Consider the following 14595-nt stretch of genomic DNA (forward strand, 5'->3'; position numbering starts at 1 on the left):
ACCCGCCCCTAAGATCTGCGCATGACAGGATCCGGCCGCTCCCCGCACTGGGCGCCGGGGGATCACATCCTCTGGCGCTACCGCGACAACGGCACCGGCGACGTGCACATCTGCCGCCCGGTGACCGTCGTCCAGGACACCCCGGAGCTCCTCGCGGTCTGGATGGCACCCGGCACCGAGCTGGTCAAACCGGTCCTGGCCGACGGCCGCAGCGTGCACGAGGAACCGCTGGCCACCCGCTACACCGCGCCGCGCACCACCGCCCGCTCGCACTGGCACGGCACCGGCGTGCTCAAGCTCGCCGCGCCCGGCGAGCCGTGGTCGGTGTGGCTGTTCTGGGAGCGTGGCTGGCGGTTCCGCAGCTGGTACGTGAACCTGGAGGAGCCCCGCACCCGCTGGGACGGCGGCATCGACTCCGAGGACCACTTCCTCGACCTCTCCGTCTACCCCGACCACAGCTGGATATGGCGGGACGAGGACGAGTTCGCCCAGGCCCAGCGGGCCGGGCTGATGAACGCGGCGCAGGCCGCCCGGGTCTCGGCGGCCGGGCAGGCGGCCCTGTCGGTCGTGCGGGCCTGGGGGGCGCCGTTCTCGGACGGCTGGGAGGACTGGCGGCCCGACCCGGCCTGGCCCGTACCCGAACTGCCGGCCGACTGGGATCGCACCCCGGCGCACACGGGGTCATGAGACCCTTGCTGCGCCCCCGGGGTGCAACCGTAGGATCGTCCTCCGCAAGACCCGGACCAGCACCCGGAGCGGGCACCAGACGGATCGGACCGCACGTCAGAGACCAAGCCCGCGACCGGGCCTGACCATCAGTCACCCAGGAGCGTCTCATGAGGGGGAGAGCAGTGCCGGAGCCGTGCGCGGGTGCTTTTCCCCCCTCCCCCAGATCGACCTCGTGCCGGGGGTTTAGCGCTGCCGAAGGCGCGGCATCGGCGATGAGAGCGCGTGCAACGCACCACCGGCCCGGACGGACGGAATCCCAGGCGTGACGGAGCATCCCACCTCCCACGAAGGCCGCAAGGCGATGCCCGCGCGGCCGCAGGAACGCACGCGCCCGCGCCAGGAGCCTGCGGCCGCGGCGGCCGTCGCGGTGCCCGCGCCGGCGCCCGGCGGCGGACACGGCGACGAGCCCGGTGCCCCCGGCAGCCCCGCCGCCGCGGCGGCGCGCCGCGAGGGCGAGCGGCTGCGGTTCGTCGGCGCCGCGACCCGGCGCATCGCGCGCGGCCTCGACCTCGACGAGATCGTCCTCGGCCTGTGCCGGGCGACCGTGCCCACGTTCTCCGACGCGATCCTGGTCTACCTGCGCGACCCGCTGCCGGTGGGCGACGAACGCCCGGCCGAGCCCTTCGTGCTGCGGCTGCGCCGCACCGACCGGCTGCGGTTAACGGACCTGGAGGGCGAGGAGCTCGTCCTCGTGCCCGATCCGGATCCGACGCCCGCGGCCGAGCTGTGCGAGGTCCGTTCGGGCGGCGCGCTCGCCGAGGTGCTGCGCGGGGTGCGGCCGGTGCCCGGCGACTCCGCCGCCGCCCGGGCCGCGCTGCCGGAGCTGCTCGGCCCCGAGCATCCGCTGCCCGCCGGGCACCGGGCGATACTCGCGCCGCTGCGGGGGCGGCGCCGGGTGATCGGCGCGGCCGTGTTCCTGCGCCGCCCGGAGCGGGCCGCCTTCGAGCCCAACGACCTGCTGGTCGCGGCCCAGTTGGCGACCCACACCGCCCTCGGCATCGACAAGGCGGTGCTCTACGGCCGCGAGGCGTACATCGCGGACGAGCTGCAGCGCACCATGCTGCCCGACTCGCTGCCGCAGCCGACCGGCGTCCGGCTGGCCTCCCGCTATCTGCCGGCGGCGGAGACCGCCCGGGTCGGCGGCGACTGGTACGACGCCATCCCGCTGCCCGGCAGCCGGGTCGCGCTCGTCGTCGGCGACGTCATGGGCCACTCCATGACCTCGGCGGCGATCATGGGCCAGCTGCGCACCACCGCGCAGACCCTGGCCGGGCTCGACCTGCCGCCGCAGGAGGTGCTGCACCACCTGGACGAGCAGGCCCAGCGGCTCGGCGAGAACCGCATGGCCACCTGCATGTACGCGGTGTACGACCCGGTCTCGCACCGGATCACCATCGCCAACGCGGGCCATCCGCCGCCGATACTGCTGCATCTGGGCGGCCGGGCCGAGGTGCTCCGGGTGCCGCCGGGCGCGCCGATCGGCGTCGGCGGGGTGGACTTCGAGGCGGTCGAGCTGGACGCGCCCGCCGGGGCCACGCTGCTGCTCTACACGGACGGTCTCGTGGAGTCCCGGCTGCGGGACGTGTGGACCGGGATAGAGCAGCTGCGCGAGCGGCTCGCCGCGACGGCCCAGCTCACCGGGCCCGACCACGCGCCGCCGCTGGAGGCGCTGTGCGACGACGTGCTCGACATGCTCGGCCCGGGAGACCGGGACGACGACATCGCGCTGCTCGCGGCCCGCTTCGACGGGATCGCGCCGAGCGACGTGGCGTACTGGTTCCTGGAGCCGGAGGACGCGGCCCCGGGCCGGGCCCGCCGCCTGGCCCGGCGGGCGCTGGCCCGCTGGGACCTGGAGGAGCTCACGGACTCGGTGGAGCTGCTCGTCAGCGAGGTCGTGACGAACGCGGTGCGGTACGCGGAGCGGCCGGTAACGCTGCGGCTGCTGCGCACGGACGTGCTGCGCTGCGAGGTCGGCGACGACTCGCCGCAGCTGCCCCGGCAGCGGCGGGCGCGGGAGACCGACGAGGGCGGGCGCGGCCTGTTCCTGGTGAACCGGCTGGCCCGTCGCTGGGGCGCGACGCGGCTGTCGGGCGGCAAGGTGGTGTGGTTCGAGCTGGCGACGCGCTGACCCGTAGCCGGTACCCGTATCCGTATGCGTACGGGCGTGGGCACGGGACAGGGCCGGACCCCCGGGTGGGGTCCGGCCCTTTCGTCACCGGTCGTGTGTCACCGGCCGTTCGTCACCGGCCGTTCGTCACTGGCCGTTCGTCACTGGCCCGACGGCTTTCCGTCGACGGCGCCGGAGTTGCCGTCCGGCAGCGGCGGGAGCGTCGGGTCCGTCGTCTTCGTCCGGGTCGGCGTCGGCTCCGGCGGAGTCGTCGCGGTCGGCGTGGTCGGCTGCGGCGGGGTGGTGCCGGTCGGCGTCGGCGGCTGCGTCGGCGTGGTGCTGTCGTCGCTCGCCGTCGCGGTCGGGGTCGGCGAGCCGGAGCTCGTCGTGGTCGGCGTCGGGGCGGTGTCGCCGCCGGAGGTGCCGTCCGTCTCCAGGTCGAAGGCGGTGTCCGAACCGCCGCCGAGGGCCTTGACGGTGTAGGCGCCCCAGATCTGGGCCGGGGTCTTGCCACCGTTGGCGCGGCCCGGGTTGATGGTGTTGGTCAGGGTGACCTGGTTGCCCTTGGCGTCCTCGCCGAACAGACCGACGGCGGTGACCAGTTCCGGGGTGTAGCCGACGAACCAGGCCGAGCGGTTGTTCTCGGAGGTGCCGGTCTTGCCGGCGGCCTGGTACGGGCCGGCGGCGCGGAAGCCGGAGCCGGACTGGACGACGCCCTGCATGGCCTTGGTGGTGGTGTCGGCGGCCTCGCGGCTGATGACGCGCTCGCCGATGGACTTCACCGGGTCGATCGTGCGGTCCTTGTGCTCGGCGGACTTCACGAGGGTCGGGGTGACCTTGAGGCCGTGGTTGTCGAGGGTGGCGTAGGCGCCGGCCATGTCCATGGTGGAGGCGCCCATGACGCCGAGCGACATGGCGGGCGTCTCGCCGAAGTCCTTGCCGTCCTTGAGGCCGAGCGCGAGGCCGGTCGCCTTGGCCTTGGCGGGGCCGACGTCCACGATCATCTGGGCGTAGACCGAGTTGATCGAGCTGTTGGTGGCCTTCTGGACGGTGACCGGGCCGTAGTTCTGGTTGTCCTCGTTCTCCGGGGCGAAGCCGATGGCGCTGCCGACGACCGAGCGGCCGCTGGTGCCGTCGTAGACGGTGCCGAGGCCGATCGGGCGGCCGTCCTGGGTCACCGCGTGGTTGTCGAGCGCGGAGGCGAGGACGATCGGCTTGTACGTGGAGGCGGGCTGGTAGTCGCGCCGGGTGGCGTTGTTCGTCCAGTGCTCGGTGGCGCCGATGCCGCCGTAGAGCGCGACGACCGCGCCGGTCTTCGGGTCGACGGAGGTGGCGCCGGCCTGGACGCCGGCCTGCTTCTCACTGCCCTTGCGGTCGAGCTGCGCCTCCAGCTGCTCGTCGACCGCCTTGACCAGCGCCTTCTGCTTCTTCTCGTCGATGTTGAGGGTGATCGTCCAGCCGCCGGCCTTCAGGTCCTCCTCGCTGACGCCCTGGCGCATCAGCTCCTGGTTGGCCGCCTCGACGATGTAGCCGGACTGGCCGCTCATGCCCTTGGGGGCCTTGGGCTTCTGCGGGACGGGGAACTTCAGCGTCGCGCGCTTGCCGGCGTCCAGCCAGCCCTCGCCGACCATGTTGTCGAGGACGTAGTTCCAGCGCGCCTGGACGAGCCTGCGGCCCTCGGGGCCGGCGGAGGTCCAGTCGTACTGGCTGGGGGCCTGGAGCACGGAGGCCAGGTAGGCGCCCTGGGCGACGGTCAGCTTGGTGGTGTCCACGCCGTAGTACGCCTGCGCCGCGGCCTGGATGCCGTAGGCGTTCCGGCCGTAGTAGCTGGTGTTCATGTAGCCGGCGAGGATCTCGCTCTTCTTCATGCGCTGGTCGACCTTGAGCGCGATGACCATTTCCTTGAGCTTGCGCGTGGCCGTCTGGTCCTGGCTCAGGTAGTAGTTCTTGACGTACTGCTGGGTGATCGTCGAACCGCCCTGCTTGCCCTTGCCGGTCAGGGTGTTCCAGGCGGCGCGGGCGGTGCCGAGGATGTCGACGCCGTTGTCCTTGTAGAAGGTCTTGTTCTCGGCGGCGACGAAGGTCCGCTGGACGTCCAGGGGGACCTTCTCCAGGCCCACGATCTCCCGGTTGATCTTGCCCGTGCGGGCCATGACCTTGCCGTTGGAGTACTTGTAGACGTTGCTCTGGAGGGTCGCGTCCGCGTTGGCCGTCGGCACCGGGACCATCAGATAGGCGACGTAGAACGCGCCCATCACGAGCAGGCAGCCCACGAGGAACGTGCCCAGGAGTTTCTTCCAGGTGAAGAGGCGGCGTATGCGCCCCTTGCCCGCCTGGCTCGTGCCCTTACGGCCCATGTCCTCGTTCGCTCCGCTCGTCTTCGAAATCAGCTCAGCAAGCTAACACCGACCATCGCGACAAAGAGCGATCGATCCGGCTTTTCCGGGCGTGAGAATCAGCACCCACGCCCAAGGGAACCGACGCTTCTCGGCGCGGGATGGTTGTGTGCCGCCGGTCACAGAGCTGCCGTTCGACGGTTGTCCGACGGTCGTTCGAGCGGTGCCGCGGGGCTCCGGCCTCCCTATACATCGTGCGTATACACCCCATGTACAGTGACGGGCATGTCCATCGGTCACACCCTTCTCGGGCTCCTGGAGTCCGGCCCGCGCCACGGCTACGACCTCAAGCGCGCCTTCGACGAGCGCTTCGGCCACGACCGGCCGCTGCACTACGGGCAGGTCTACTCGACCATGTCCCGGCTCCTGAAGAACGGCCTCGTCGAGGTCGACGGCATCGAGGCCGGCGGCGGCCCCGAGCGCAAGCGGTACGCCATCACCGAGGCCGGCATCACCGATGTCGCGCACTGGCTGGCGACCCCCGAGAAGCCCGAGCCGTACCTCCAGTCGACGCTCTACACCAAGGTCGTCCTCGCCCTGCTCACCGGCCGCGGCGCCGCCGAGATCCTCGACGTCCAGCGCGCCGAGCACCTGCGCCTGATGCGCGAGCTCACCCGGCGCAAGAAGGACGGCGACCTCGCCGACCAGCTGATCTGCGACCACGCGCTCTTCCACCTGGAAGCCGACCTGCGCTGGCTGGAACTCACCGCCGCCCGGCTCGACCGCCTCGCCGAGGAGCTGCGCCGATGACCGCCCTCCTGGAGGCCGTGGGCATCACCAAGGCCTACGGGCCCACCCCCGCGCTCACCGGCGCCGACTTCTCGCTGCGGGCCGGCGAGGTCGTCGCCGTCATGGGCCCCTCCGGCTCCGGCAAGTCCACCCTGCTGCACTGCCTCGCCGGCATCGTCCGCCCCGACAGCGGCACCATCCACTACGACGGCCGCGAACTCACCGCGCTCGGCGACTCCGGACGCAGCGCCCTGCGCCGCTCCGACTTCGGCTTCGTCTTCCAGTTCGGGCAGCTGGTGCCCGAACTGACCTGCGCCGAGAACGTCGCCCTGCCGCTCCGGCTGGCCGGCGAGCGCCGCAAGGACGCCGAGCGCCGGGCCGTCGAGTGGCTGACCCGCCTGGAGGTCGAGGACACGGCCCACAAGCGCCCCGGCGAGATCTCCGGCGGCCAGGGCCAGCGCGTCGCCGTCGCCCGCGCGCTCGTCACCGCCCCGCGGGTGATCTTCGCCGACGAGCCGACCGGCGCCCTCGACTCGCTCAACGGCGAGCGCGTGATGCAGCTGCTCACCGACGCCTCCCGGGACACCGGCGCCGCCGTCGTCCTCGTCACCCACGAGGCCCGGGTCGCCGCCTACTCCGACCGCGAGATCGTCGTCCGCGACGGCGCCGTACGGGACACGGAGTGGGCCGCATGAGCCTGCGTTCCCGGGCCCGCGACCTCGGCATGGGCGCCCGCTTCGCCGTCACCGGAGGCCGCGGCGGCTGGCTCCGTACGACCCTCACCGCCACCGGCATCGGCCTCGGCGTCGCCCTGCTGCTCGTCGCCGCGTCGCTGCCGAACATGCTCTTCCAGCGCGAGGTGCGGGAATCCGCCCGCGCCGTCGACGCCAGCCGGGAGGTCACCCGGCCCGGCCCGGACACCTTTCTCCACACCGACCAGGAGACCCTCTACCGCGACGACACCGTCACCGGGCTCCTGCTGCGCCCCGAGGGCCCGCACCCCGCGCTCCCGCCCGGGGCGCCGAAGGTGCCCGCGGCCGGCGAGATGCTGGTCTCCCCCGCCCTCCGCGACCTGCTCGCCTCCCCCGAGGGCGCGCTCCTCAAGAAACGGCTGCCCTACGAGATCGCCGGAACGATCGGCGACACGGGACTGATCGGCCCGACCGAACTCCGCTACGTGGCGGGCAGCGCCGCCCTCACGCCGGGACCCGACGTCAGCCGCGGCGTGCGCTACGGCTGGTCCGTACCGCAGGAGCCCGCCAACGCGCTGCTGCTGCTCCTCGTCGTCATCGCCTGCGTCGTCCTGCTCCTTCCCGTCCTGGTCTTCATCGCGGCCGCCGTCCGCTTCGGCGGCGAACAGCGCGACCGGCGGCTCGCCGCGCTCCGGCTCGTCGGCGCCGACACCGCCATGACCCGCCGGATCGCCGCCGGCGAATCCCTCGCGGGCGCCCTGCTCGGACTCGCGGCCGGCGCCGCGTTCTTCGCCGCGGCCCGGCAGCTCGCCGGCGCCTTCCGGATCTGGGACGTCAACGCCTTCCCGTCCGACGTCGCCCCGGTCCCCTGGCTCGCCGCCCTCATCGTCGCGTCCGTGCCCGTCGCCGCCGTCGTCGTCAGCGTCGTCGCCCTGCGCGGCGTCGCCATCGAACCGCTCGGCGTCGTCCGGTCCACCGCCCCGAAGCCGCGCCGGCTCGTCTGGCGGCTCGTCCTCGTCCTCGCGGGCACGGCACTGCTCGTCCCGACGGTCGGCCGCGTCCAGGCCACCGGCACCTCCATCGACACCGCCGGCATCGCCGTCGGCGCCACCCTCGCCCTCATCGGCCTCACCACCCTGCTGCCCTGGCTGGTGGAGGCCCTGGTCAAGCGGCTGCACGGCGGCCCCGTCGCCTGGCAGCTCGCCACCCGCCGGCTCCAGCTCAGCAGCGGCACCGCCGCCCGCACCGTCAGCGGCATCGTCGTCGCCGCGGCCGGCGCGATCGCGCTGCAGATGCTGTTCCAGGCCATGCAGACCGACTTCATGCGGGTCACGAACATGGACTCCGCCCGCGCCCAGCTGCAGACCAGGGTCGACGCCCGCGGCGGCGACGACGCCCGCCGCACCATCGACGCGCTCACCCGCACCGAGGGCGTGACCGGCGTCATGGGCACCATCGAGTCGAACGTCTACTGGCCCGGGCAGCTGAGGAAGGGCGACGAGATCGGCCCGATCACCTCGGTCGCCGTCGGCGACTGCGCCTCCCTGAAGGAACTGGCCCACCTGCCGTCCTGCGCCGACGGAGACGTCTTCGTCGCCCTCGCGCACGGCAGGGGCGGACCGGACGACGCCTGGGTCAAGCGGACCGCCCGGCCCGGCGCCGTCGTCGCCCTGCGCGAACCACGACCGCGCGCGGCCGCCGGGTCCGGCGCCGCCGCCGGGTCTGCCGCCGCCGGGTCCGGCGCCGCCGTCGGGTCCGCGCCGGCCGGTCCGACGCCGACCTGGCGGATTCCGGCCACCGCCCGCTACGTCGACTCCCGCCCCGACCCGATGGGCCAGATCCAGTTCGGCGTGCTCGCCACCCCGAAGGCCCTCGACGCCACCCGGCTCGAACACCCGGTGGCCGGCGCCATGATCCGCACCGACCCGGCGGTGCCCGACGCCGCCGAGTACGTACGGAACACGGTCGCCTCCGTCGACCCGCTCACCCGCGTCATCACCCTGCAGAACTTCGAGCGCGACGGCCGCTTCAGCAGCGTCCGCACCGGCATCCTCGCCGGCGCCACGCTCACCATGCTGCTCGTCGCCGCCTCGCTCCTCGTCACCACCCTGGAACAGCTGCGCGAACGCAAGCGGCTGCTCTCCTCGCTCGTCGCCTTCGGCACCCGCCGCACCACGCTCGGCTGGTCGGTGCTCTGGCAGACGGCCGTGCCGATCGTCCTCGGCATGACGCTGTCGGTGGCCGGCGGACTCGGGCTCGGCGTGCTGCTCCTGCGGATGATCGGCAAGCAGGTCGTGGACTGGTGGGTGTTCGTGCCGGTGACCGGCATCGGGGCCGCCCTGATCCTGCTGGTCACGCTGCTGAGCCTGCCGCTGCTGTGGCGGATGATGCGGGCGGACGGCCTGCGTACGGAATGATCACCCGGGCATACCCGGCCCCGATCCGCCGGACGGGCCCTGGTCGCCGCACGGACCCTCGTCGACGATCCGCACCGGGAGGCCCGCCATGGCCTCCCGCAGCGAGCCCGCCAGCTCCGCGAACTCGGACTGGCGGGCCGCCCCCGACCGCATCGCGAGCGCGATCCGCCGCGACGGCGCCGGCTGCGCGAAGTCGCCCGTGAACAGGGCGCTGTTGCGGGCCGTCTCCACCTTCACCGCGGTCCGCGGCAGCAGCGTCACCCCGAGCCCGCCCGCCACCAGCTGCACCAGCGTCGAGAGCCCCGCCGCCGTCGTCGTCACCGCCGCGCCCTCCGTGCGCCCCGCCTCCCGGCACACGTCCAGCGCCTGGTCCCGCAGACAGTGCCCCTCGTCGAGCAGCAGCAGCCTCAGCTCCCGCAGCACCTCCCGCGGAATGTCCCCGCGCCCCGCCAGCGCGTGCCCCTCCGGCGTCACCAGCACGAAGTCCTCGTCGAACAACGGCAGTTCCGTCACACCGGGCACACCCAGCGGCACCGCGAGCAGCAGCAGGTCGAGCCGCCCCGCGGCGAGCCCGTCGAGCAGCGACGAGGTCTGCTCCTCGTGCACCTGGAGATCCAGCTCCGGATACCGTCCGTGCACCAGCCGCAGCACCGTCGGCAGCAGATACGGCGCCACCGTCGGAATCACCCCGAGCCGCAGCACCCCGGTGAACGGCGCCCGCGCCGCCTCCGCCTCCTCCATCAGCTCCCCGACCGCGTCGAGCACCGCATGCGCCCGCACCGCCAGCCGCTCCCCCGCCGGCGAGAGCAGCACCTTCCGCGTCGTACGCTCGAGGAGCTGGACACCGAGTGCCTCTTCGAGCGCCGAAACCGCACCCGACAGCGCGGGCTGGCTCATGCCGATGGCCGCCGCCGCGTCACGGAAGTGCAGATGCTCCGCGACCGCCGCGAAGGCTCTGAGCTGGGACAGGCTGGGCTGCTTCACTCGCCGCACCGGAATCATTGATAACCACCTTCGATCAACGCGTCCCAGTCTAGCTATTTCACTGATCAATGCACTCCGTGCCATGCTGAGAGTCGTCCAACCCCTCACGGAAGACCTCAAAAGGGATCCTTCCGGCCTGTAAGGAGAGCGCGTGCTCACTGTCGGTGACAAGTTCCCCACCTACGACCTGACCGCCTGCGTGTCGCTGGAGAGCGGCAAGGAGTTCGCGCAGATCGACCACAAGACCTACGAGGGCAAGTGGCGCGTGGTGTTCTTCTGGCCGAAGGACTTCACCTTCGTCTGCCCGACCGAGATCGCCGCGTTCGGCAAGCTGAACGACGAGTTCGCCGACCGTGACGCGCAGATCCTGGGCGTCTCCGGTGACTCCGAGTTCGTGCACCACGCCTGGCGCAAGGACCACGCCGACCTGCGTGACCTGCCCTTCCCGATGCTGGCCGACTCGAAGCACGAGCTGATGCGCGACTGCGGCGTCGAGGGCGCCGACGGTTTCGCGCAGCGTGCCGTGTTCGTCGTGGACCCGAACAACGAGATCCAGTTCGTCATGGTGACCGCCGGCTCCGTCGGCCGTAACCCGAAGGAGGTCCTGCGGGTCCTGGACGCCCTGCAGACCGACGAGCTGTGCCCGTGCAACTGGAACAAGGGCGAGGACACCCTGGACGCGGCCGCGCTGCTGGCCGGTGAGTGAGCATGGCGCTCGATGAGCTGAAGGCCGCCATCCCGGACTTCGCCAAGGACCTGAAGCTGAACCTCGGTTCGGTGATCGGCAACAGCGACCTGCCGCAGCAGCAGCTGTGGGGCACCGTGCTCGCCTGCGCGATCGCCTCGCGTTCGCCGAAGGTGCTGAAGGAGCTGGAGCCGGAGGCCCAGGCCAACCTGAAGCCCGAGGCGTACCAGGCCGCGAAGTCGGCCGCCGCGATCATGGCGATGAACAACGTCTTCTACCGGACCCGGCACCTGCTGTCGGACCCGGAGTACGGGACGATGCGCGCCGGTCTGCGGATGAACGTCATCGGCAACCCGGGCGTCGAGAAGGTCGACTTCGAGCTGTGGTCGCTGGCCGTGTCCGCGATCAACGGCTGCGGCCAGTGCCTGGACTCGCACGAGCAGGTCCTGCGCAAGGCCGGTGTCGACCGCGAGACGATCCAGGAGGCCGTGAAGATCGCCGCGGTCATCCAGGCGGTCGGCGTGACGCTGGACGCCGAGGCGGTCCTGGCCGAGTAGGGCCGGACCGTACGGTACGGAGAAGGGCCCCGGGGTTTTGCGCCCCGGGGCCCTTCGCCGTACCGCCGCTCACTTCTTCAGCGCCGCCATCAGCTGCCGCATGTCCTCGACGAGGTACGTCCGCATGGCGGCCGGGTCCAGCTTCGGCACGTCGCGCGGCATGCCCTTGTCCTCGTCGAAGTCGTCCGCCTGGACGATGAGGGTGAGGACGGCCTGTCCGTCGAGGACGGTCAGCGAGTTCTCGCCCCACGCGCCGCCGGCGAAGGCCATCTCCCCGACGCCGTCGATCCGGTCACCGGCGCCGAGCTGCGGGTCGGCGTTCGTGGCCTCGAACTCGGGGCCGGGGTCGGTGACCTTGTGCAGGGTGTAGCGGATGTTCACCTCGTAGCGGGCCTTCGCGCCCTTGAGGGAGACGGTGCACTCCCATTCGAAGAGCGCGGGCTGCACCACCTTGAGCGGCTCGCCGTGCACGGCCTGCTCGCCGGTCTCCCGGGGGCCGATGGCCGAGGTCAGGCCCTCCAGCCTGGCCGCCGTGCAGGGGTCGCGGTCCATGCGGTAGCCGCCGAGGCCGGGGCGGGCGTCGTCGCCGGTGCCGTAGGCGTAGAGCCCGCCGGCCCAGACGGCGGAGGCGAGGGCCGCGCCGCCGAGCGCCCACAGCCAGGGGCGGCGGGGCCTGGCGGCCCGGGGCGGCTCCGGCGCCGGCATCGGCATCGGGTACGGCGGTGGCGGGGCGGCGTCGGGGAAGGCGGGGCCGCCGACGAGTTCGGGTTCGGAGATCACGCGTCGGCTCCCGGGAGACGGTCGGTGGAGCCGGGCGCCGGCGTCGGCGCGACCTCGAAGGCGGTGGCGCCGCGCGGCTCGGGCGCGGCGCGCAGGGCCTGTTCGGTGCTGTACGCGCGGAGGTAGCCGACGACGGTGTTGAGGACGGCGACCAGCGGGACGGCGACGACGGCGCCGCCGATGCCGGCGGTGAGGCCGCCGGCGGCGACGGCGAGGACGACGGCGAGCGGGTGGACGCGGACGGCCCGGCCGAGGATGAACGGCTGGAGGACGTGGCCTTCGAGCTGTTGCACGGCGAGCACCACGACGAGCACCATCAGCGCGGTGAACACGCCGTTGGTGACGAGGGCGACGACGCAGGCGAGGGCGCCGGAGACGACGGCGCCGACGAGCGGGATGAAGGCGAAGAGGAAGATGAAGACGGCGAGCGGCACGGCCATCGGCACGTCGAGGACCCACAGGCCGATGCCGATGAAGACGGCGTCGATGAGGGCGACGAGGACGGTGCCGCGGACGTAGGCGGTCAGGGTGCGCCAGGCGCGCGGGCCGGCGCCGGCGACGCCGGGCCGGGCCTGGGCGGGCACCAGCTTGAGCGTCCACTCCCAGACCTTCTTGCCGTCGTAGAGCAGGAAGAGGGTGCAGAACATGGCCAGCAGGATGCCGGTCATGGCCTCGACGATGACGGTGACGCCCTGGAGTCCGGCGGAGGTGATCTGTTCGGCGTTGGCGCCGATGGCCTCGCTGAGGTTCTTGGCGATCTCGTTGATCTGCTGCTCGGTGACGTGGAACGGGCTGTCGAGCAGCCAGTGCTTGAGTTCCTCGATGCCGTCCTTGACGCGGTCGGACACGTTGTCGACGTTGTCCATCACCTGCCAGACCACGAACCAGCCGACGAGGCCCATGACCACGAAGCCGGAGACGGCGGTGATGGCGGTGGCGAGGCCGCGGGGCAGGCCCTTGCGGCGCAGCAGGGCGACGGTGGGCTGGAGGAGCGCGGTGATGAGGAGGGCGGCGACGAAGGCGAGGACGACCAGCTGGACGGAGCTGATGACCTTCATCAGGACCCAGACGGTGCCGGCGAGGACGAGCAGTCGCCAGCCGGCCTCGGCGGCGACGCGCATGCCCCAGGGGATGGCGGCGACGGGGTCGGGGCGGGCGGCGACGGCGGGCGCGTAGGCGGGGGGCGCGGGGACGGAGGCGGAGGCCGGGGCGCCGGGCTTGTCCGTGCCGCCGGTCTCCCGGTTCGCCGTCAGGACCGCGGCGGGTGCGGGGGCCGCGATCGGTTCCGGGGCGGGGGCGAGGCCCAGGTCGCGGTCCGGGTCGAGGTCCTGTGCCGCGTCGAGGTGCACGGCGGCGTACGGCTCGGTGACGGCGGGCGTCCGCGGAGCGCTGTACGGCGGTGCCGCCTCGCGTCCGGCCGTCCCGGTCCGTCGTTCGTCAAGGCGGTCGCCCATCCGGCTCAGGCCCGCGCCCATCCGGTTCAGCCATCCTGGCAGTCTCGACATGCTCTTCCCTCTCCCCCCGTCGGCTCCCCGAAACTACACCTACGTACGGGCGAAGCCCCTCACCGGAAGACGGCGAGGGGCTTCGAAGGGTTGAGCGGGGGCCGGTCGCGGCTAGTACCAGCGGTTGGCCTGCCAGAACGACCAGGCGCCGCAGGGGCTGCCGTAGCGGCCGTTCATGTAGCTGAGGCCCCACTTGATCTGGGTGGCCGGGTTGGTCTGCCAGTCGGCGCCGGCGGAGGCCATCTTGGAGCCGGGCAGCGCCTGGACGAGGCCGTAGGCGCCGGAGCCGGCGTTGGTGGCGCGGTAGTTCCAGCCGGACTCGTGGCTCACGATGTTGCTGAAGCACTGGAACTGGTCGCCGGCCATCATCTGGCGGGCCATCGCCTTGATGTCGGAGACGGAGTACGAGCCCTGGGCGGCGAAGCTCGTCGCGTCACGGAGGGCGGACCGGCTGGCGCGCTCGGCCTCGGCGTCCTTGCGCTCCTTCTCCGCCTTGTCGGCGGCCGTCTTCTTGGCCTCGGCGTCCTTGGCGGCCTGGATGCGGGCGGCTTCCTCGGCGGACTTGCGCGCGAGGGAGTCGGCGGCAGCGGCCTGGACGTCGGCCTGCTCCGAGAGCGAGGAGACCTGTACCTGGGCCTGCTCGCCCGCGGGGATGTCCGCGAGCAGCGTCGTGTCGGCCGCGGTGGCCTCGAAGTTGTCGTCCGAGGGCTGCGCGGCGTTGCCCGAGGCAACACCGGCGATGGCGCCGACAGTGGTGACCGCAGTGGCCGAAGCCACCGCGAGTCCCCGGACCGAGATCCGGCTCACACGGTTTCCTTCCACAATCGCCCGTATGTGTGACCACGCGGGCGAAATCGTGCCCCTGGCGCTGGTCTCCGTACTAGATGACTAGTGGGTCACAGGAGACACGGGCCCGTGGTGCTGTGGGCGGCATACGGCGAACGGCTGTTGAGTTGTGTGGTGCTGCACCGCTGAGGGTGCACGTGTGCCGTATGCGGGGCCTGACGGAAGCAA

12 protein-coding genes are annotated in these 14595 nt (G+C 72.5%); 7 read left to right on the top strand and 5 right to left on the bottom strand.

What is annotated here, in order from left to right; genetic code table 11:
• The first annotated feature begins 21 nt into the window (after window positions 1-21).
• Window positions 22-687: a DUF402 domain-containing protein gene (locus ACFYU9_RS36195; RefSeq protein ID WP_389204495.1), complete on the top strand. Its 666-nt coding sequence runs from the start codon at window positions 22-24 to the stop codon at window positions 685-687.
• Window positions 688-991: 304 nt separating this feature from the next.
• Window positions 992-2857, top strand: a complete 1866-nt coding sequence (locus ACFYU9_RS36200) for a SpoIIE family protein phosphatase (RefSeq protein ID WP_389347872.1) — start codon at window positions 992-994, stop codon at window positions 2855-2857.
• Between the two features lie 140 nt (window positions 2858-2997).
• On the opposite strand, the gene ACFYU9_RS36205 is transcribed toward ACFYU9_RS36200, so the two are convergent.
• Entirely contained in the window at window positions 2998-5193 is a 2196-nt protein-coding gene (locus ACFYU9_RS36205) for a transglycosylase domain-containing protein (RefSeq protein WP_389204497.1), read from the bottom strand.
• A gap of 264 nt (window positions 5194-5457) precedes the next feature.
• Here ACFYU9_RS36205 and ACFYU9_RS36210 point away from each other — a divergent pair, with 264 nt between their 5' ends.
• Genes ACFYU9_RS36210 through ACFYU9_RS36220 form a run of 3 tightly spaced genes read left to right on the top strand, consistent with a single transcriptional unit; the run spans window position 5458 to window position 9070 of the window.
• Complete coding sequence (locus tag ACFYU9_RS36210; RefSeq protein WP_389204498.1) at window positions 5458-5982, top strand: PadR family transcriptional regulator; 525 nt, start codon at window positions 5458-5460, stop codon at window positions 5980-5982.
• Window positions 5979-6656, top strand: a complete 678-nt coding sequence (locus tag ACFYU9_RS36215) for an ABC transporter ATP-binding protein (protein WP_389204499.1) — start codon at window positions 5979-5981, stop codon at window positions 6654-6656. The genes ACFYU9_RS36210 and ACFYU9_RS36215 overlap by 4 nt, the downstream gene beginning before the upstream one ends.
• Complete coding sequence (locus tag ACFYU9_RS36220; protein ID WP_389347875.1) at window positions 6653-9070, top strand: FtsX-like permease family protein; 2418 nt, start codon at window positions 6653-6655, stop codon at window positions 9068-9070. The genes ACFYU9_RS36215 and ACFYU9_RS36220 overlap by 4 nt, the downstream gene beginning before the upstream one ends.
• On the opposite strand, the gene ACFYU9_RS36225 is transcribed toward ACFYU9_RS36220, so the two are convergent.
• On the bottom strand, window positions 9071-10072 hold the full coding sequence (locus ACFYU9_RS36225; RefSeq protein ID WP_389204501.1) for a hydrogen peroxide-inducible genes activator: 1002 nt from the start codon (window positions 10070-10072) through the stop codon (window positions 9071-9073).
• Between the two features lie 133 nt (window positions 10073-10205).
• On the opposite strand from ACFYU9_RS36225, the gene ACFYU9_RS36230 reads away from it, so the two are divergent.
• Window positions 10206-10760, top strand: coding sequence for a peroxiredoxin (locus ACFYU9_RS36230; RefSeq protein WP_389204502.1), 555 nt, complete (start codon window positions 10206-10208; stop codon window positions 10758-10760).
• Window positions 10761-10762: 2 nt separating this feature from the next.
• Entirely contained in the window at window positions 10763-11296 is a 534-nt protein-coding gene (locus ACFYU9_RS36235; RefSeq protein ID WP_389204503.1) for an alkyl hydroperoxide reductase, read from the top strand.
• 69 nt (window positions 11297-11365) lie between these two features.
• Here the strand turns inward: ACFYU9_RS36235 and ACFYU9_RS36240 are convergent, their stop codons facing one another.
• The 3 genes from ACFYU9_RS36240 to ACFYU9_RS36250 form a co-directional block, all read right to left on the bottom strand.
• Window positions 11366-12076 (bottom strand): hypothetical protein, encoded by a 711-nt coding sequence (locus ACFYU9_RS36240; protein ID WP_389204504.1) that lies wholly within the window; start codon window positions 12074-12076, stop codon window positions 11366-11368.
• On the bottom strand, window positions 12073-13581 hold the full coding sequence (locus ACFYU9_RS36245; protein ID WP_389204505.1) for an AI-2E family transporter: 1509 nt from the start codon (window positions 13579-13581) through the stop codon (window positions 12073-12075). The genes ACFYU9_RS36240 and ACFYU9_RS36245 overlap by 4 nt, the downstream gene beginning before the upstream one ends.
• Window positions 13582-13692: 111 nt before the next feature.
• Window positions 13693-14388 carry a transglycosylase SLT domain-containing protein gene (locus ACFYU9_RS36250; RefSeq protein ID WP_389204506.1) on the bottom strand — a complete coding sequence of 232 codons (696 nt, stop codon included), beginning with the start codon at window positions 14386-14388 and terminating at the stop codon, window positions 13693-13695.
• Between the last annotated feature and the right edge of the window lie 207 nt (window positions 14389-14595).

Source organism: Streptomyces sp. NPDC004327 (assembly GCF_042873935.1).
In the GTDB taxonomy this organism is placed as follows: Bacteria; Actinomycetota; Actinomycetes; order Streptomycetales; family Streptomycetaceae; genus Streptomyces.